13 protein-coding genes and 2 pseudogenes are annotated in these 17,416 nt (G+C 73.2%); 4 read left to right on the top strand and 11 right to left on the bottom strand.

What is annotated here, in order from left to right:
• Positions 1 to 5: 5 nt before the first annotated feature.
• The 9 genes from ABZX85_RS49730 to eccB form a co-directional block, all read right to left on the bottom strand.
• Entirely contained in the window at positions 6 to 305 is a 300-nt protein-coding gene (locus ABZX85_RS49730) for a WXG100 family type VII secretion target (RefSeq protein ID WP_355885043.1), read from the bottom strand.
• Between the two features lie 41 nt (positions 306 to 346).
• On the bottom strand, positions 347 to 685 hold the full coding sequence (locus tag ABZX85_RS49725) for a WXG100 family type VII secretion target (RefSeq protein ID WP_355885042.1): 339 nt from the start codon (positions 683 to 685) through the stop codon (positions 347 to 349).
• A 251-nt stretch (positions 686 to 936) separates the two neighbouring features.
• Positions 937 to 1,470, bottom strand: coding sequence for a hypothetical protein (locus tag ABZX85_RS49720; protein WP_355885041.1), 534 nt, complete (start codon positions 1,468 to 1,470; stop codon positions 937 to 939).
• Positions 1,471 to 1,506: 36 nt separating this feature from the next.
• Positions 1,507 to 2,028: a hypothetical protein gene (locus tag ABZX85_RS49715; protein WP_355885040.1), complete on the bottom strand. Its 522-nt coding sequence runs from the start codon at positions 2,026 to 2,028 to the stop codon at positions 1,507 to 1,509.
• A complete protein-coding gene (locus ABZX85_RS49710; RefSeq protein WP_355885039.1) occupies positions 2,006 to 3,295 on the bottom strand; it encodes a hypothetical protein in 1,290 nt (429 codons plus the stop codon). Before ABZX85_RS49710 ends, ABZX85_RS49715 begins: the two co-directional genes overlap by 23 nt.
• Positions 3,295 to 3,591: a DUF6317 family protein gene (locus ABZX85_RS49705; protein WP_355885038.1), complete on the bottom strand. Its 297-nt coding sequence runs from the start codon at positions 3,589 to 3,591 to the stop codon at positions 3,295 to 3,297. Before ABZX85_RS49705 ends, ABZX85_RS49710 begins: the two co-directional genes overlap by 1 nt.
• Positions 3,591 to 4,010, bottom strand: a complete 420-nt coding sequence (locus ABZX85_RS49700) for an SAV_915 family protein (RefSeq protein ID WP_355885037.1) — start codon at positions 4,008 to 4,010, stop codon at positions 3,591 to 3,593. Before ABZX85_RS49700 ends, ABZX85_RS49705 begins: the two co-directional genes overlap by 1 nt.
• A gap of 192 nt (positions 4,011 to 4,202) precedes the next feature.
• Positions 4,203 to 5,432: a type VII secretion-associated serine protease mycosin gene (mycP, locus tag ABZX85_RS49695; protein WP_355885036.1), complete on the bottom strand. Its 1,230-nt coding sequence runs from the start codon at positions 5,430 to 5,432 to the stop codon at positions 4,203 to 4,205.
• Position 5,433: 1 nt separating this feature from the next.
• Complete coding sequence (gene eccB / locus ABZX85_RS49690) at positions 5,434 to 6,951, bottom strand: type VII secretion protein EccB (RefSeq protein WP_355885035.1); 1,518 nt, start codon at positions 6,949 to 6,951, stop codon at positions 5,434 to 5,436.
• A gap of 248 nt (positions 6,952 to 7,199) precedes the next feature.
• On the opposite strand from eccB, the gene eccE reads away from it, so the two are divergent.
• From eccE to ABZX85_RS49670, 4 genes and pseudogenes are all read left to right on the top strand, one after another.
• Positions 7,200 to 8,462 (top strand): type VII secretion protein EccE, encoded by a 1,263-nt coding sequence (eccE, locus tag ABZX85_RS49685; RefSeq protein WP_355885034.1) that lies wholly within the window; start codon positions 7,200 to 7,202, stop codon positions 8,460 to 8,462.
• A 70-nt stretch (positions 8,463 to 8,532) separates the two neighbouring features.
• Positions 8,533 to 9,273 (top strand): hypothetical protein, encoded by a 741-nt coding sequence (locus ABZX85_RS49680; protein WP_355885033.1) that lies wholly within the window; start codon positions 8,533 to 8,535, stop codon positions 9,271 to 9,273.
• Between the two features lie 683 nt (positions 9,274 to 9,956).
• Positions 9,957 to 10,088, top strand: a pseudogene (locus tag ABZX85_RS49675) (SCO5717 family growth-regulating ATPase); the annotation flags it as partial.
• A 783-nt stretch (positions 10,089 to 10,871) separates the two neighbouring features.
• A complete protein-coding gene (locus tag ABZX85_RS49670; protein ID WP_355885057.1) occupies positions 10,872 to 14,015 on the top strand; it encodes an AAA family ATPase in 3,144 nt (1,047 codons plus the stop codon).
• A gap of 84 nt (positions 14,016 to 14,099) precedes the next feature.
• On the opposite strand, the gene ABZX85_RS49665 is transcribed toward ABZX85_RS49670, so the two are convergent.
• On the bottom strand, positions 14,100 to 15,056 hold the full coding sequence (locus ABZX85_RS49665) for a bifunctional riboflavin kinase/FAD synthetase (protein WP_355885032.1): 957 nt from the start codon (positions 15,054 to 15,056) through the stop codon (positions 14,100 to 14,102).
• 117 nt (positions 15,057 to 15,173) lie between these two features.
• Positions 15,174 to 17,416, bottom strand: a pseudogene (locus tag ABZX85_RS49660) (hypothetical protein); the annotation flags it as partial.

Raw genomic sequence — 17,416 nt, 5'->3', positions numbered from 1 at the left:
GGCCGCTAGAAGTAGCTGGCCGCCTTCAGGTCGCTGCCGCGGTAGTCGCCGCTCGCGTCGGTGACCTTGTGGCCGATGCTGACGAGGGCGGAGTGGATGTTGGCGGCGTTGGCGTCCCACTCCTTCATCTTCTGGCCGAAGGCGTCGGCGGCCTCGCCCTCCCAGCCGGCGGCGGCGCGCAGGACGGCGGCCTTGAGGGCGCCGAGGTCCTCCTCGAGCTTGGCCGCCTGGGCGCCGAGCTCGGTGGTGATCGCGTCGAGACCGCCGTACTTGACCGCCATCTCGCCGTCGTGGACGTTGACCATGCCGGGTCCTCTTTCTGTGGGTCGGTGGGGTGGAGGGGGGCTCAGTAGCTGCTGAGGGCGGACTTCGAGGCGCCGTACTGGACGTCGATGCTCTGCACGGAGGCGTGCACGGCGTCGTCGGTCTTGCTGGAGAGCTTGCGGGTCTCGTTGATGTTCTCCAGGAACCAGGTCAGCAGGTCGCCGATGTTCTTGACGCCCTCGTTGATCTCGATCTGCTTCTTGTTGAAGGCGTTGGCGCCGATGCCGCGCCAGTTGGCCTCCATGGTGTCCAGGGTTCCCTGGAGCCGGCTCAGCTGGCCGCGGATCGACTCGTAGCGCTCGACCATTTCCTTTTCGAGCGCGATGACTTGCTGGTCATTGAGCTTCTGCCCAGCCACCATTGGCGGACTTCCCTTCGTGAACTGCCCTGAGGGCGTGGCATGTCAGAGGTCGGGGCGTACACATCTCCGATGTCCCCCGGACAGGCATCGCGGCCTCTCCTCCCCGTTCCCCGTTCGCGGTCGCATCGAGCGCCGGACCGCGTGTGGCCTGTGCGGCACACTCGGCGACCACTGTAGTCTTTGCGGTTTTCGCGGCCAACCGAACTTCGTGTTGCCCCAGTTACGAAGTTGTCGAGATCCGGGGCATTTCCTCAACTCCCCCGGTTCTCTTGGAGCCAGCGCCTTGCGCCGACCTCGCTCGGGTATTCGCGGACCGTGAGCCAGGCGGCCACCCAGCCGTCGTAGTACGCGAAGAACGCCGGGAGGACCGGGGCGGCGAGGAGTATCCAGTTGGCGCGGCCGGAAAGGACGATGCCGGTGGCGCGGCGGTTGTGGGCGCGTTTGGCGGCCCAGGTCTCCTCCGGGGTGGGCGGGGTGCGGAGGGCCTCTCGGTGGCCTCGGCGCTGGTTGCGCCAGCCCAGGACGAACGTCACGCAGGAGGCGGCGGCTTGGAGCCAGTTCAGCACCAGGCGGACCGTGGCGGGCAGTTCGCCGGTCAAGCCCACGTAGAGCGCGACGTAGAAGAACGACACCATCCCCATCGTCAGGAGCTGGCCCAGCGTCGTGCGGGTGCGGGAGAGCCAGTAGCGGGCGCCGCGGTCGTACCAGGAGGTGCCCAGCTTCGGCAGCCGCGGGATGTCGACGGGGGCTCGGGGCGTACGGGCTCCCGGAGATGTTCTCAGCACTGTGTCGGTCGTCCTTCGTCGGTCGTGCACCTGTCCTCACCCGGCTCCCTGAGCCTCCAGCCAGCGCCTTGCGCCGACCTCGCTCGGGTATTCGCGGACCGTCAGCATCGCGAGTGTCCAGCCGACGGCGAGGGCCGCGAGGGACGGCATGACGGGGGCCGCGAGGAGGGCGAGGATGCGGCCGAGGAGGGCGAGGGGGGTGGTACGGGACTGTTCCGAGCGTTTGCGGGCCCGGGACTCCGCCGGGGTCGGGGGGTTCGTGAGGTCCCTCGCCACGGCACGGCGCTGGATACGCCAGCCCCAGACCGCCGCCAGCGCGCCCAGTGGGAGCTGGGTCCAGTCCCAGGAGGTGCGGACGGGGGCGGGGAGGACGCTGCGGAAGCCCCGGTACAGGCTGAAGGCCGCGAAGCAGAGGAAGGCCAGCAGGAGGAGGAAGAGGAGGGCGGTACGGGCACGGCGGAGCCAGTAGGGGGTGCCTCGGGTGTGCCAGGTGGTGCCCAGGCCGGGGAGGGACGGGATCGGAGGCGCCGACCGCTCAGAAGAGGCTCGTGATGCCATGCCAGGTGTCCTTCAGCAGTCGCGTGTAGTCGTCCCCTGTCTCCGACAGGACGTTCCCGGTGCCGTCGAGGATGCCGCCGACCACTCCGTGGTCGTGGATGTCCTCGCTCCAGTGCTCGTGCAGGCCGTGATCGATGACTCCGGTCGTCCCGATCACCACCAGACCGCCGCCCACGGCGATCGCGGCGGCCGGTATCTCCACCGGAGCCGCGGCCACGACCCCCGCGACGACGGCCGTGCCGACGGCGAGACCCGCGAGGTTCGCACCGCCGTCGACGGCCACGGAGTGCTGCCAGGACCAGCCCTTGTCGTGGTCGTCGGAGGCTTCCAGGATGCCGCAGGCGCCGGCCGCGGCGACGTCCAGGACCGGTACCTCCTTGAGGAAGTCCGGGAGCTTCTCCAGGCTCTTGCCCGCGCGCAGGGCGTCGGCGGCGTCGGAGAGTTTCACGTTGAGCTGCCGGTCGTACGGAAGGGCCGTGCTGCCGTGGTCGGCCCGGACGATGGCCTCCTCCAGCGAGTCGACCTTCATGAGGGTGTCGCGGTAGGCGCTCTTGGCGGGAAGGTCGTCCGGCATCGCGCGGCCGGCCTTCTGGAACGCCTTGCGCTCGGCGCGCAGTTCCTTCTTGGCGGACTGCACGTCGGCCTTGGCCGCGTCGATCTCGGTACGGGCCTTGGCCCCGCCGGCCCGCGCGTCCTCGGCGTCGTAGGCGTACAGGCCCCGCAGATAGTCCGCGATCGTGACCTTGTCGCCGGTGGAGACCGGGTCCGTCACCTCCGCGCACAGCGCCGTCAGCTGATCCGCCGCCAGCAGTCGTGCGTGCTGGGCCGTGTGGAGGATGTCTGTGCGGGCGGTGGTGTATTCGGTGAGGGCGGAGAGGGTTTTGTGGTCGGCGGGGGAGGGAGGGTTGGAGGTGGTCAAGGGGAGGGGGGTGCCGTGGGGGTCGGTGGGGACGCCCTGGCGGGTGGCGGTGTGCTGGGCGTTCTGGAGGGCGGTCTCGCAGGCGGAGAGGTGGTCGGCGAGGGTGTCGAGGATGGTGCCGACGGCTTCGACCAGGCCGCCGAAGGCTCCGGCTGTCAGGGCGTCCTCACTCCAGCTCGCGCGGAACTTCTCCGCCGCCTCGCCTTGCCAGCCCGCGTCCTTGACCAGGGCTTCGACCTCGTCGGTGATGGGGGTGATCACCGCTTCCAGGGCCGGTTTGGCGTTCTTGTACGACGTCCCCATGGCGCGCAGCCCGCCGATGTCGCCGCCGATCCAGCTGTCGGTCATCAGCCCTCGCCCTTCATGAGGTCCTCGAAGAGGCCGTGGACGTCGATGTCGTGGCGGTGGAAGGAGTCGCGGGCGTAGGCCACCTTGTCGCCGTGGTCGTCGAGGCGGTCGGCGAAGAGGGTGTGGAGGGCGGAGATGAGGTGGGCGGCCTGGGAGACGGCGTGGTCGAGGCCGGGGTCGCCGGCGCTGACGACGGCCGGGGTGACCTGGGGGTGGAGGGTGCGGTAGTCGGTGGCCTGGGTGTGGAGGGTGGAGGCCATGGAGGTGAGGTCGGAGAGGACGACCTGGAAGTCCATCAGCGCACCGCCCCGGCGTACGCGGCGAGGTCGGCCGGCGTCCAGTGCGGGGCGCTCACCGAGGGGTCGAGGCGGACCGTCACACCGTGCTCGCGCATACCGGTGGCCAGGACGCCGAGGGAGGTCGCCACCCAGGGCTGGGCGGCACCGAGGGCCTCGACCAGCCTGCGCGGGGTCGTGAAGGCGAGGGCGACCGTCCCGGCGTCCGGGTGGGCGAACAGTTCGTAGACGATGTAGGGCACGCCGTCGGCGTACCGGGGATGCGCGGGGACCAGCACCGGGGTGTGGTACGGGGGGACGGCGGGGGCCGGGAGGTCGTAGTCCAGGAAGCACGACCTGCGGAGGCCCACCGGCTCGGGCGCGGGGCCGGCCGGGGGCTCCAGGTAGTCGAGCAGGCGCGATGCGTTCGCTGTCCCCACCACCGTCTCCTTCTGCGAATCACTGTGAACACGGGCCTTGCGGGGCCCTCACAGTAGCCAGCGGGAGACGGGGCGAATACCGACATTTCATGGTCGCTGTAGCGAACGCATACCCAGCTCATACGGGCGGTTGGGGACGGTCTGGCCAGCGCTTGACCTCACCATGACCAGCCGCTCCCACATCACACCGCCTCACCCCACCGCCCGCACCCGCTCCCGCCTCCTGCGCGCGTCCCTGATCGCCACCGCTCCCCCGCTGATCCCCGCGACCAGCACCGCCGCCCCCACCGCCACGTACGTCGCGAGCCGCGCGTTCCGCTCCCCCGGTGTCTCCCCGAGGTGGAACTTCGCCGGCGTCGGCGCCTCCGCCCGGCTCAGCCCCTGGTCGGCGCTGGGGGACTCGATCGGGTGGTCGTCCTCGGTCAGCGCGCGGACGGGGTCGACGACGCCCCAGCCGACGAGGCGGTCGTGCCCGGCGATCGTCCGCTCCGCCGTCTGCTCGATCTGGGCGACGACCTCGCGGGCCGTCCAGTCGGGGTGCTTCGCCTTGATCAGCGCGGCGACGCCGGCGACGTACGGCGCGGAGAAGCTCGTGCCGTTGTCGACGCAGTGGCCGCCCGCCGGGACCGTCGAGATCATGTCGACGCCGGGCGCGGCGACGCCCACGAAGTCGCCGGACTGGGAGAACGCGGCGCGCTCGTTGTTCCGGTCGGAGGCGGCCACGGCGAGGACACCGTCGTACGAGGCGGGGTAGGTCTTCTTGACGTTGCCTCCGGTGCCGTCGTTGCCGGCGGAGGCGACCACCACGACGCCCTTGTCGAGGGCGTTCTCGACGGCCTGGCGCAGGCTGTCGGAGGGCTTCCTGGCGCCTGTCGTGTCCTGCGAGATGTTGATGACCCCGGCCCCGGCGCTCACCGCGTAGCGGATCGCGTCCGCAAGGGTGTCCGGTGTGCCGTGGCCCTCCGCGTCGTTCTGCTTGAGCGGGATGATCGTCGCCTCGGGGGCGAGGCCCACGAAGCCGGTGCCCTCGGCGGGGCGGGCCGCGATGATGCCGGCGACCTTCGTGCCGTGGCCGACGGTGTCGGTCGTGCCGGTGCCGTTGCCCCAGTCGAGGGGCTTGCCGTCGTCCCCCTTCACGGCCGGCTTGAACGTCTTGCCCGCCTTGGCGTCGACCGCGCCCGTGAGCTGCGGGTTCCTGACGTCCACGCCGGTGTCTATGACGGCGACCTTGACGCCCTTGCCCTTGGACTGGGTCCACAGCTCGTCCAGCATGACGCGTTGCAGGGACCAGGGGCGGCCCTGGTACTTGCCGTTGGGGAAGGTGCACTGCTCGGAGTAGGGGAGTTCGGCGGCGGAGGCGGGGGGTACAGCGGTGAGGCCCGCGAGGATCAGGGCCGCGAGCGTGCCGGTGCGCGTACCCATCTCAGGAACCCTGCGGCTGGCGGGCCGCCGCCGTCGAGAGGCGCGGGCCCGTCGGCAGGAACTCCGACCACGTCGCCGGGATCGGCGCCGGGTCGACGTTCGCGTACCCCAGCAGCGTCTGCGCCTGCTTCGCCTCCTGCTGTTGCTGCTTCAGCTTCTCGGGGCTGGTGCCGATGCCCGCGTCGTCGGTGGCGCTGTCGGCGTTCGACTGGAGGACGTAGCGCAGGCCGGTGTCCGTGACGAGGAAGACCGGTCCCGCCTTGGTCTCGGTGCCCTGGAACTGGCGGTACAGCTGGCCGGAGCCGGGGGTGACGTACGCGCTGGAGGAGCCGGTGGGCAGGCTCTCGGGGAAGTCGGTGCCGGCCCAGGTGCTGAGGGTCGTCGCGCCGGTGCCGCCGTCCACGGAGCGCAGGACGTTGCAGACGGTGCTGCGTGAACCGGCGTCGGTGGAGGGGTCGTTGACGGGTTGGGGCTGCTCGGTGGGCCAGGTGTACTCGGTGGCGAAGGGGGCGCCGGGGACGATGTCGCCGGGGCTCATCGGCTTGGCCTCGCCGGCCTGCCCGAGATCCTTCAACTCCTTGCTGAACAGCAGGAGCTGGGCGACGAAAGGCGAGATCGGCGCGACCCTGCCGGACAGCACGACGTAGTACTGGTCCTTGTTGAGGTCGGCCCCCTTGAGGACCATCCCGACCCTGTTCGTCGCCGCGTCGAGGCCCCCGGGAGCGCCCGCCGGCTCACCGACCCCGCCGATCGCCGGGAAGTCGATCTTGTCGCCGGTGTGGAGCGTCGTCATCCACGCCTTGGACACCTTCTGGGCCTGCCGTCCGGAGCCGACGACCGCGCGCAGGAGGAGTTCGTCGGACTTGCCGATCGGGTACGCGCGCCCGCTCGCGTCGACGACGTACCGCTGCCCCTCGGGGTCCTGGACGTACAGGAGTTCGCCGCCGGTGAGCCGGTCCGTGCCCTCGGTGGCCTTCATGTCGCGGGACGCGAGGACGAGCGCCGCCCGCTGGATGGACTCGCCGCCCGCGCCGGGCCGTTCGCACACCACCCAGCGTTTGGCCTTCTTCGCCTCCTCCGCGCCGGGCAGGCGGTCGGGGGCGTACGGAATGCCGATGGTGACGCCGTGCTTGATCTTGCCGCTGTCGAGGACGGACTCGGAGACGGTGACGAATTTTTCCTGGCCCGCGTCGAGGAGCAGCTTCGCCGAGGCCATGTTGAGCACCGGGTGGAGCTGCTTCTGGCCGTCGGTGGTGAGGACGACGTACCGGGTCGTCGACTTGTCGGCGACGATCACCTTGGCACCGGGCTGGTCCCACCCCTTGGGCGCGGTGGGTTTGAACATCCCCCACGCGCCGAACACGGCCATCACGACGACGCCGACGATCGCCCCGGGGAGCACCCCGCGCAGCGGCCTGGGGGCGCCTTCCTCGGAGCCCGGCGACGAATGCGTGAAGGCCGCGAGCATGCGGCGCTTCGCAAAGGTGTAGGCATTGAGCTCGTCACGCCGGGATGCCATCGGTGCCTGTCTCCCCCTGTGTCGCACGAAAGTCGCACGCATGCCGCGCGCATGCCGCACGGAATGTGCCGGCGGGTCCGGCGGCTGCCGAGAGAGCGGCCGGCCCGCGATGTCAGTGCGGCCCCCTACTATGCCTGGTATCCGCCGGGACGTGGGGCGCGGGTAGGTTGTCCGGGCACCGCGGGGCCCCGTGAGAGGCCGTGCGGCGCGGGAGAACCGGCGAGTTGTGAGGAGAACGGGGGGATGGAGTGAGGGCTTCCAGAACGCGCGGCCGATCACCGGCCGAGGCGAGCGCACTGCACCTTAAGTCGCGTTCGGGGCAGGCCGGGGCATTCCGCTTGCAACGACTGGTCCTGCTGGAGATCGCCGCCGCCGCGCTCGTCGTCGGCTGGGCGGTGAACACGGTCGCGTTCGCCGTCGCGGGGGTCCTCGCCGTCTGCCTGGTCCTGGTCGCGTTCGTCCGCCGCCGGGGGCGCACGCTGCCCGAGTGGGTGGCCACCGCCTGGGCCCTGCGGACGAGGCAGCGCCGGGCCGCGACGACCGGGATACCGGCGGGCACGGAACCGGGTCTCGCCCCGGCCGTCGAATGCGACCCGACTCTGCGGACGTACACGTACGCCGGCCGTGACCGCCGCCCGGTCGGCGTCGTCGGCGACGGCACGTTCGTCACGGCGGTCCTCCAGGTCGAGGCCGACTCCACGGCCCTGCGCGTGGAGCGCGACCGCCACCCCCTCCCGCTGCGCCTGGTGTACGACGCCCTGGAGGTCGACGGCATCCGGCTGGAGTCGGCGCAGGTCGTCCTGCACACGCAGCCCGCGCCCGCGCTGCACCTCCCCCAGCAGTCCGTGGCGATCGCCAACTACGCGCCGCTCCAGGAGCAGACGGGCGCGCCGGCCGTCCGGATCACCTGGATCGCGCTGAAGCTGGACCCCGAGCTGTGCCCGGAGGCGGTCGCCGCGCGCGGGGGCGGGCTGACCGGCGCGCAGAAGTGCGTGGTCCGCGCCGCCGACCAGCTCGCGAGCCGTCTCACCGGCGCCGGGTTTCGCGCGACCCTCCTCGACGAGGAGGAGCTGACGTCCGCGATCGCCACCTCCGCGCACGCGAACCCGCTGGTCACGGCCGAGGCGGGGCGTACGGAGGCGCGCGAGCGGCGCACCGAGGAGTCCGGCCGGGGCTGGCGCTGCGACAACCGCCGCCACACGACGTTCTGGGTACGGCGCTGGCCCGCGCTCGGCGGGAGCAGGGCGCCGTCGCTGCCGCAGCTCATCGCTCTCGTGACGGCCGTTCCGGCGCTGGCGACGACCTTCAGTCTCAGCCTCACGCGCGGGGAGCGGCAGAGCGTGTCCCTCGCCGGGTATCTGCGGGTGACGGGGCGCAGCGACGCCGAACTGGTCGCGGCGCGGCGGGCGTTGCAGGGGGCCGCGCGGCATACGGGGATGGGGCTCGTGCGGCTGGACCGGGAGCAGGTGCCGGGGATGCTGGCGACCATGCCGCTCGGAGGGGCGCGGTGAGGGGCTTGGTGAGGGGCGGCCGGGTGTCCAGGGGTTCGTCCTCAGCTGTTCTGTCGTTCGGAGGGGTTCGTTGACTGCCACCGGTTCCGCTGTTTCCGCCGCTCGTGAGCTGTTGCGCTCCGGGCTCGGGCTGATCGGGCCCCGGCACGCGCGGCACTCCGTCTCCGTGGAGCAGCTCGACGCGCTGTCGCTGCCCATCGGGGACGACGGGGTCGTCATCGGGGTCGATCCCGAGGGGCGGCCGTCCGTGCTGGGGCTCAACCGGCCCACCTCGTACGACGTGACGCTGATCGGGGGGCTGTGGACGGCCCAGGTCATCGCCCTGCGGGCCGCCGCGACGGGGGCCCGGGTCGCCGTCGAGACGGGGCGTCCGCAGGCGTGGATGCAGATGGTCCACGCGATGGGGGGCGGGCAGAACGGGCTCGCCGTCCACGAGGTGGGGCGGGTGCCTCCGCAGGGGACGTCCCCGGGGACGCCGGTGCTCGTCGTGCGGGACTGCGGGATGCAGCCGCCTCGGGGGCGGGTGGCTTCGGGGCCCTGGCAGTCCGTGCTGACGCTGCTGCCATACCTCAGCCCCGTCGCTCCCCGGCTGATCCGGCAGGCGCGGCTGGTGGGGGTGCAGCGGATCTCGCCGGACGAGGCGGTGGAGCTGAGCCGGGCCATGCCGTTGCCGGAGGCCGACCGGGAGGCGCTGCCGACGCTGCCCGACGGGGTGACGCTGTGGTGCGGGGACCGGGACCGGCAGTACGTGATGACGCAGCCCACGGAGGCGGAGATCGGGTTGCTGGGGATGCCTCGGCGGATGGACTGAGGGGGCGGGTTTCTGAGGGGGTGGCGGGGGCGCTGGGGGGGATGACGCGGGGCGCTGAGGTCAGGGGGCTCGGTGGGGCAACCGGGGCTGGGGGCAACCAGGGCTGAGGCTGGGGGCTCAGCGGAGCAACCCGGCCTGAGGGCGACCTGGCCGGGGGGCTCAGTGGGGCAACCTGGCCCGGGGCGATCAGGGCAGAGGGCTCGGCGGGGCGGGTCGGCTGGGTCGGCAGGAGGGCCGGGGCCGTGGACGGCCAGGCGACCGTGGGGCGGCCGGGGGGTTCGGGGGGCGTGCGGGTGGGGTTCCTCGCGCGGGCTTTCGCATGACCTTCACTTGGGGGCATCTCCCGTTATAGGGCGGTTTGTTCGGGCCGGCGGTCGGTGAGGGTGTCGGTTTCGAGTGGTGTGTGACGCGTTGGGCGGAGGCTGAGGGGTGGGCGGGCCTGCCGGGGTGGGGCTTGTGGTGATTAGGCTGGTACCGGGCGCGACGCCGGGACCCGTGGGCCGGGGGCCGATGCCCCAGGGGGAGCCGGTGGGCGGGCGGAACGCCGTCCTCGTCCTTCGGACACCCTCGATCGGTCCCGGTCGGCTTTTCGACGAGTCCGGCCACTTCGGACGACCAGAGACAACACGAAACGGTCGCCTCCTGGTGCGGTATCAGGGGGTCCGGCCATCTCAGGAGGAACTGTGAGCAGCGATCGGGACGGGACGCGCGGGGGCTGGGCCACGCCGCCCGGCGATGACCAGCCCGACGCGGATTCCGGTGTCGACATGACGGGCGAGTTCACGATCGACTACGCGCCGCCGGCCTGGTACACGCAGAACGCGGGCGGGGGTGCGGGGGCGGGGACCGGTCTGCCGGGAACTCCTCCGACGCCCCCGGCGCCGCCTGCGGGGGCTGCGGTGCCGGGGGTTCCTGGGGTGCCGCCTGGTCCGGGGGTGCCGGGTGTGCCCGGGGTGCCGGAAGGTTCTGGGATGCCGGGGGCGCCGGCGGTGCCTGGAGTGCCTGGGGGTTCTGGGATGCCGGGGGCACCGGCCGTGCCCGGAGTGCCTGGGATGCCCGGGGTTCCGGGGGGTCCTGGTGCGCCCGGGGGTCCGGGGAGTGCCGAGGTTCCGGGAGGCTCTGGTGTGGTGGGGGCTCATGGGGGGCCTGGTGCGGGTGGTGGGTTTCCGGGGGCTCCGACGGGGCCGGGGGGTGTCGGTGCTCCGGCCGGTTCCGGGTTCCCCGGGGCGCCTGGGGTTCCGGGTGGACCGGGAGTGGCTGGGGTTCAGGGTGGACCGGTGGCGCCGGGAGTGGCTGGGGTTCCGGGGCAGCCGGGAGTTCCGGGAGTCCAGGGGGTTCCGGGTGCGCCCGGTGGTGTGGTCGGGCAGGGTGTGCCCGATGTGCCGCCGGTGAGGCCCGGGGTGCCTGCGGGGCCGGGGCCCGTTGTTCCTGGGGTGCCGCCCATGCCGCCGGGGGTGCCCGGTGTGGTCGCTCCTGTCGTGGCCGAGGGAAGTATGGGGGCGGCTCCCGCTGCCGTGCCCGGGTTGCCCGAGGGCGGTGGGTTCGAGCTTCAGCCTCCGGTGGTGCCGGGGAACGGGGATCTGGACAGTCCGGCGACCATGCGGATCTCGTCGGCCGCGTTGAAGCGGGAGATCGCCGAGCGGGATGCGCCTGTGGCGGCTCCGGGGGGCGCCCAGGGTGGCGCGGGACAGCCGGAAGCCGCCGCACACGCCGGGACGGTCCCTGCCGGCCGGCCGCAGGGCACCGCACAGGGCTCGGAAAGCGGCGTACCGGCTGAGGCCGCCGCCTCGCCCGCGGACGACGCCGTCGTACCGGCCGAGGCCGCCATGGACGACGCCGGCGAGGCTGACGTCTCCGCTCCCGAGGGCTCCGAGAACCGTCCGGAGAACGGCGCCGGTGAGCAGGGTGCCGTCCAGCACTCCCCCGCCGCCGAACAGAACGCCGCTTCCGGTGACGACGCCCCGGGCGCCGACGTCCAGAACGCCACCCCGGACGACGGGGCCGGTGACGCCGAGAGTGCCGTACCCGGCAACCAGGTCGCCGGGGCCGAGAACGCCGTACCCGACGCCCAACTCGCCGACTCCGCCGAGCAGCCCGCCGACTCCGGTGCCGAACCCGCCGGCTCCGCCGAGCAGCCCGGCGTTCCGGACGCCGCCGCGCCCGAGGCCGACGCGGAGAGTCCCGCCGCCGAGACCCCGGCCCAGCACCCCGCACCGGACGCCGACGACACCGGCAGCACGTCCCCGGACACCCCGGCCGCCGACGACACCGTCGTACCCGCCGAAGCCGGAGCCGCATCCGCGGAACCGCAGACCGCGACGGCCCCCGGCACCGACTCCCCCGAGGCCACCCCGGAACCGACGGACGGCTCCTGGCCGCTCCCCGCGCCGCAGCCCCCGGTTCCCCCCGTCCCCCTGCTCCCGCCTTCCTACGAACCCGCCGCCCCCGCCCCGGCCGCACAGTGGCCCGCCCAACCGCAGCCCCCGGCGGACGCCCAGGCCAACGCCGTACCACCGCAGCCCCCGCACGGCACCCCGGGCTGGCCGGGCCAGAACGCCCCGTACCCCCCGGGCACCACCCCGCCCCCTCCCGGCGCCCCGACGCCCCCCGCCGGCTACGGCTTCCCGCAGCCGGGCCAGCCCCCCGTCCCTCCGCCCCACCCGCAGGGCTACGGCTTCCCGCCCTCGGCGAACGCCCCGCAGCAGGGCGTGGCACACCCCCCGGCGGGTTACGGCTTCCCGCACCCCGGGCAGCCGGATCAGCCCGGCACCCAGGCGGGCCCCGACGCCCCGCAGACACCGCCCGCACCCCCCACCGGCTACGGATTCCCTCAGCCGGGACAGCCTGGGCAACCGGGACAACCGGGCACTCAGGCAGGCCCCAACACCCCCCAGCCCCCCGCCGGCTACGGCTTCCCGCACCCCGGTGGCACCCCGCAGACACCCCCCACGCCCCCTACTGGCTACGGCTTCCCGCAGCCGGGGCAACCGGATCAGCCCGGCGCGCAGGTGGGCCCCAACGCCCCCCAACCCCCGGCGGGCTACGGCTTCCCCCACCCCAGCGGCGCGCCCCAGACACCGCCCGGCACCCCGTTCCCCCAGCCGGGGCAGCCCACCCCCCAGGCCGGGCCCGGCGCAGGGCAGCCGCCCGTTCCTCCGGCCCCGCCGCAGGGTCACCACCCCGGTGCCGGGCAGCAGGGCGCCGCCCAGGGTCCCCCGGCGGGTTACGGCTTCCCGCAGCCGGGGCAGGCCGGTCCTGGTGCGTCCCAGCCCTCCGTACCCCCGGGACAGGCCGGTCCCGGTGTGCCTCAGCCGCCCGTGTCCTCGGGTCAGGCCGGTCCCGGAGGGGTGCAGGCGCCCGTGCCCCCGGGCACCCCGCCCGGTTCGGTGCCCACTCCGCCCGCCCCGCCCTCGGGCTACGGCTTCCCCCAAGCGGGGCAGCCGGGGCAGCCAGGGCCGATGCCCGATGTGCAGGCCGGGCACGACTTCTCGCAGGCGCCGCCCATAGACCCCCGTACCGGTATGGCCTGGCCGCAGCCGGTGCAGCATGATCACCGGCAGCCGGTGAACCCGGGGGCCGCGCCGCTCGGGTACACGGCCGCCGTCGAGCTCTCCTCGGACCGGCTGCTCAACAACAAGAAGCAGAAGACGAAGAGCAGCCGCCCGGGAACCGGCGGGTCCAGGTTCAAGCTGGGCGGGAAGAAGGAGGAGGCGGAGCGCCAGCGGAAGCTGGAGCTGATCCGGACGCCGGTGCTGTCGTGCTACCGGATCGCGGTGATCAGCCTCAAGGGCGGGGTGGGGAAGACGACCACCACCACCGCGCTGGGCGCGACCCTCGCCACCGAGCGGCAGGACAAGATCCTGGCGATCGACGCGAATCCGGACGCGGGGACGCTGGGGCGCCGGGTGCGGCGGGAGACCGGGGCGACGATCCGGGACCTCGTCCAGGCGATCCCGTACCTCAACTCGTACATGGACATCCGCCGGTTCACCTCCCAGGCCCCGTCGGGGCTGGAGATCATCGCGAACGACGTCGACCCTGCCGTCTCGACGACGTTCAACGACGAGGACTACCGGCGGGCCATAGACGTGCTGGGCAACCAGTACCCGATCATCCTCACCGACTCCGGCACGGGCCTCCTCTACAGCGCCATGCGCGGCGTCCTCGACCTCGCCGATCAGCTGATCATCATCTCGACGCCGTCCGTCGACGGCGCGTCCAGCGCGAGCACGACCCTGGACTGGCTCTCGGCGCACGGCTACGCCGACCTCGTCGCCCGCTCCCTCACCGTCATCTCCGGGGTCCGCGAGACCGGCAAGATGATCAAGGTGGAGGACATCGTCAGCCACTTCGAGACGCGCTGCCGGGGTGTCGTGGTCGTCCCCTTCGACGAGCACCTCTCGGCCGGCGCGGAGGTCGACCTCGACATGATGCGGCCGAAGGTCCGCGAGGCGTACTTCCACCTCGCGTCCCTGGTCGCCGAGGACTTCGTCCGCCACCAGCAGTCGCACGGTCTGTGGACGAGCGACGGCAACCCGCCGCCGGTGGTGGCCCCGCCGATGCCGGGCCAGCAGATGCAGACGCAGACGCCGATGCCGGGGCAGCCGCCGTACCCCGGCCAGCCGTACCAGGCCCAGCAGCCCTACCCCGGTCAACAGCCCTACCCGGGCCAGCAGCCGTACCCGGGCCAGCCCCACCCCGGCCAGCAGTATCCGCAGCAGGGGTACCCGCCCCAGCAGTGAGACGAGACGACGATGAGGGCGGCCGGTGCTGATTCAGCGCCGGCCGCCCTCATCGTCGTCCAGGAAGTACTGTCTCTCCCCCGCCTACTTCTCTTCCTCCGCCGCCGCGATCAGCTCGCGGCACTTCTTCACGTCCAGCGCCATCTGCTCCAGCAGCGCCTCCAGCGAGTCGAACTTCGCCTGCCCGCGGACGTACGCGAGGAAGTCGACGCAGACGTGCAGCCCGTACAGGTCGAGGCCGACGCGGTCGATGGCGTACGCCTCGACCGTCCGGGTCGTACCGTCGAACTGGGGGTTCGTGCCCACGGAGATGGCCGCCGGCATCGCCTCGCCGTCGACGTGCAGCCAGCCCGCGTAGACGCCGTCGGCGGGGACGGCGGTGTGCGGGAGGGTCTCGACGTTGGCCGTGGGGAACCCCAACTCCCGCCCCCGCTGGGCGCCGTGGACGACGACGCCCTCGACGCGGTGCGGGCGGCCGAGGATCTCGTTCGCCCCCGCCACGTCCCCCTCGCCGACCAGACGGCGCGTCAGGGTCGAGGAGAACGGCTCGCCGCCGCCCGCCTCGCCGGCGACGTACAGCTCGACGACCTCGACCTCGAAGTCGTACACCTTCCCCTGTTCCGTGAGGAAGTCGACGTTCCCCGCGGCCTTGTGGCCGAAGCGGAAGTTGGGGCCCTCGACGACCGCCTTCGCGTGCAGCTTGTCGACGAGGACCTTGACGACGAACTCGGCCGGCGAGAGCTTCGAGAACTCGGTGGTGAAGGGGAGGACCAGGACCGCGTCGACCCCCAGCTCGGCCATCAGGTCGGCGCGGCGGTGGTGGGGGGCGAGGAGGGGCGGGTGGCTGCCCGGCCGGACCACCTCGCTCGGGTGCGGGTCGAACGTCACGACGACGGCCGGCACGCCCAGCTCCCGCGCCCGGTCCACCGCGTGCCGGACGATCAGCTGGTGGCCCCGGTGGACTCCGTCGTAGGAGCCGATGGTGACGACGCTGCGCCCCCAGTCCTGGGGGATGTCCTCCAAGCCACGCCAGCGCTGCACTGTTACCGCTCCTCAGAAACGTAACTAATTCCCTCAAGTTTTTGCGCAGGTCTAAGGGTGCCATGCCGGGCGGACTCCACCCCCATCGGCATCAGCGCTGTGACGGGGCGCACGTGGTCACGCGGGAACACCGGCGCCCGCGAGGTTCTCGATCATGCGGCGGGCGCCGGGGCCGACGACCGTCGCCCACTCCTGCGGGGACTCGCCGATCCAGTCCGCGACACGGGCGGCGAAGCCGGGGACGTGCCGGCCGAGGTCGACGAGCCCGCGGTCGAAACGGGTCGCGCCGTCGGGGGTGCGGACGAGGAGCCGGCCGGTGCGGTGGACGAGGTCGCGGGAGCGGTGGCGGGCGGCGGCGTGCAGGAAGGAGGTGAGGACGGCGGGGTCCTGCTCGTGGGTGAGGAGGAACTCGCGGAGTTCCGCGCGCAGGGGGGAGTCGTCCGGCGTGGCGAGGACGCCCGCGAGCGCGGACCGCACCGGCTCGGTGGCGGTCGTCAGCAGGGCCGTCACGAGGGGGTGGAGCACGGCCCTCGCGGGCCGGCCCTGCCGCAGCCGGTCGTCGACGTACGCGGCGGCGGCCTCCGCGGTCTCCGGTCTGCGCTCCACCGTCTCCCGGACCATGATCGCGATGCGGCGGCTCAGGGGGTGGGTGGTGACCTCCGCGAGGGCCCGCAGGGTCGTCGTCGGGTCCGTGTCGGGGCGGTTGAGGCGGGTGCGGAAGGCTTTCAGGACCGGTTCGGGGTGGGTGCGCAGCGCCGGGAGCAGGGCTGTCGGGGGGAGTCCGGGGTCGGCCGCGGTGAAGTGCGCGAGGGCGCGGGGGAGGTGGGCCGGGCGGATGCGGGGGTCCTGGACGAGGAGGCCCAGCGCGCCGCCCTCCAGCGGGGGTTCGGCCAGCAGTTCCTGTGCCGCGTATCTCAGGAGGTCGCGGTCCGCGTCGGAGCCGGCGTGCGGGGCGGCGCGCAGGCCGTACGAGAGGGCGGCGACGCGGCGGGCCGGGCGGGCGTCCCTCGCCCAGCGGTCCACCGCGCGGCACAGGGCGGAGGGTTCGTCCTCCGCGAGGGCGGCGAGGAGTTCGTCCGCCCTTCGGTGGCCGCAGCCCACGAGGACCTCCGTGAGGTCGTCCAGGGCCCGGTGCCGGTACGCGTACAGCAGCGCCTGCGCCGCCGCCGCGACCGTCGCCTCCGGCGTGCCGGGGAGTCTGCGGTCGTCCTCGAACCACAGGGTGAGGTGGGGCTGTACGGCCGTGGCGTCGGCGGTGAGGAGGGCGGCGACGGCGTCCAGGTAGCGGGGGGTGGGGGTGGTGGCGGGGGGTGGGTCGGCTCGCAGGAGGTGGCGGAGGAGGGTGAAGAGGGGGGCCGGGGGGAGGGGGAGGGCGGTCCAGAAGGCGGGGAGGAAGGTGGTGGGGTTCTGTACGGGGGGCCGGGCGACGACGTGGTTCGCCAGGGCGTGCAGGACGTCCAGGTACGGGGTCGCGTCGGGGACTCGCAGGAGGGTCTCGGTGAGGAGGTGGGCGGGCCACCAGGCGTTCGGGTCGTCGTCCAGGGCCTCGGTCAGTCTCCGCAGGTGGGCGGCGAGTTCGGTGGGGCTCTGTTGGCGGGCGACCAGGAGGAGGGACTGGACGACCGGGCCGATGCGGTGGTGGGGGACCGGGATCAGGTGGGGGGTGCGGGGGCGGTGGGCCAGGGAGTCGAGGGCTTCGTCCAGGTCGAGGTGCATGCCCTGGAGCCAGTCGGCGAGTTCCTCGTGGGTGAAGCGGTAGCCCGTGCCGGCGGGGGTGAGGAGGCCCTCGGCGAGGACGGCCGAGGCCCAGCCCGTTCCGCCGCCCAGCCGTGCCGGGGCCTGGCCCCAGGGGAAGAGTTCCTCGAACGCCGCGGTGTCCAGTTCGCCCTGGCCCGGGCCCAGGGTGCGTCTGGCGGCCTCGTGGATCTGGCCGGAGACCCTTGCCGCGAGCCGTTTCACCGCGGTGCCCCTGAGGCCGTTCTCCATCGCCAGGCGGACGGCGATTCTGAGGCACATCAGGTCGAGGTGCGCGCCGAAGATGTCCTCCCTGTCCGCGGTGAGCGGGGGTGGGGTGTCCGGGAGGGCCGCTCGGATCTCCGCGAGGAGGCGGAGGGTGAGGGGGTGGCGGACGGCGTTCGGTCCCAGGGCGAATTCAGGTACGCGGTATCGGCTACGGGCGAGGGTCGCTTCCTCTTCGGTGAGTTCGCCCAGTCGCACGCAGGCAGGCAACAGACTTTCCTCGCCCCCGCCGCCCCTACCCTTCCCATCCCCCAGGGGCTCCGCCCCTTCGACCCCGCCCGGCCCTGAAGGGGCCTTGTCCTCAAACGCCGGACGGGCTGGGGGGTGGGTGGGGGTGGTGG

This window comes from Streptomyces sp. NPDC004539, assembly GCF_040610055.1.
GTDB lineage: Bacteria > Actinomycetota > Actinomycetes > Streptomycetales > Streptomycetaceae > Streptomyces.
Note: the sequence above shows the minus strand (reverse complement) of the source record. Positions and strands in the feature narration are given on the sequence as shown.

What these genes read in the sequence shown, in the direction of transcription:
- ABZX85_RS49730 (WP_355885043.1), bottom strand. Translation starts at nt 305, where the DNA reads ATGGTCAACGTCCACGACGGCGAGATGGCGGTCAAGTACGGCGGTCTC.
- ABZX85_RS49710 (WP_355885039.1), bottom strand. Translation starts at nt 3,295, where the DNA reads ATGACCGACAGCTGGATCGGCGGCGACATCGGCGGGCTGCGCGCCATG.
- ABZX85_RS49705 (WP_355885038.1), bottom strand. Translation starts at nt 3,591, where the DNA reads ATGGACTTCCAGGTCGTCCTCTCCGACCTCACCTCCATGGCCTCCACC.
- ABZX85_RS49725 (WP_355885042.1), bottom strand. Translation starts at nt 685, where the DNA reads ATGGTGGCTGGGCAGAAGCTCAATGACCAGCAAGTCATCGCGCTCGAA.
- mycP (WP_355885036.1), bottom strand. Translation starts at nt 5,432, where the DNA reads ATGGGTACGCGCACCGGCACGCTCGCGGCCCTGATCCTCGCGGGCCTC.
- eccB (WP_355885035.1), bottom strand. Translation starts at nt 6,951, where the DNA reads ATGGCATCCCGGCGTGACGAGCTCAATGCCTACACCTTTGCGAAGCGC.
- ABZX85_RS49670 (WP_355885057.1), top strand. Translation starts at nt 10,872, where the DNA reads ATGCGGATCTCGTCGGCCGCGTTGAAGCGGGAGATCGCCGAGCGGGAT.
- ABZX85_RS49715 (WP_355885040.1), bottom strand. Translation starts at nt 2,028, where the DNA reads ATGGCATCACGAGCCTCTTCTGAGCGGTCGGCGCCTCCGATCCCGTCC.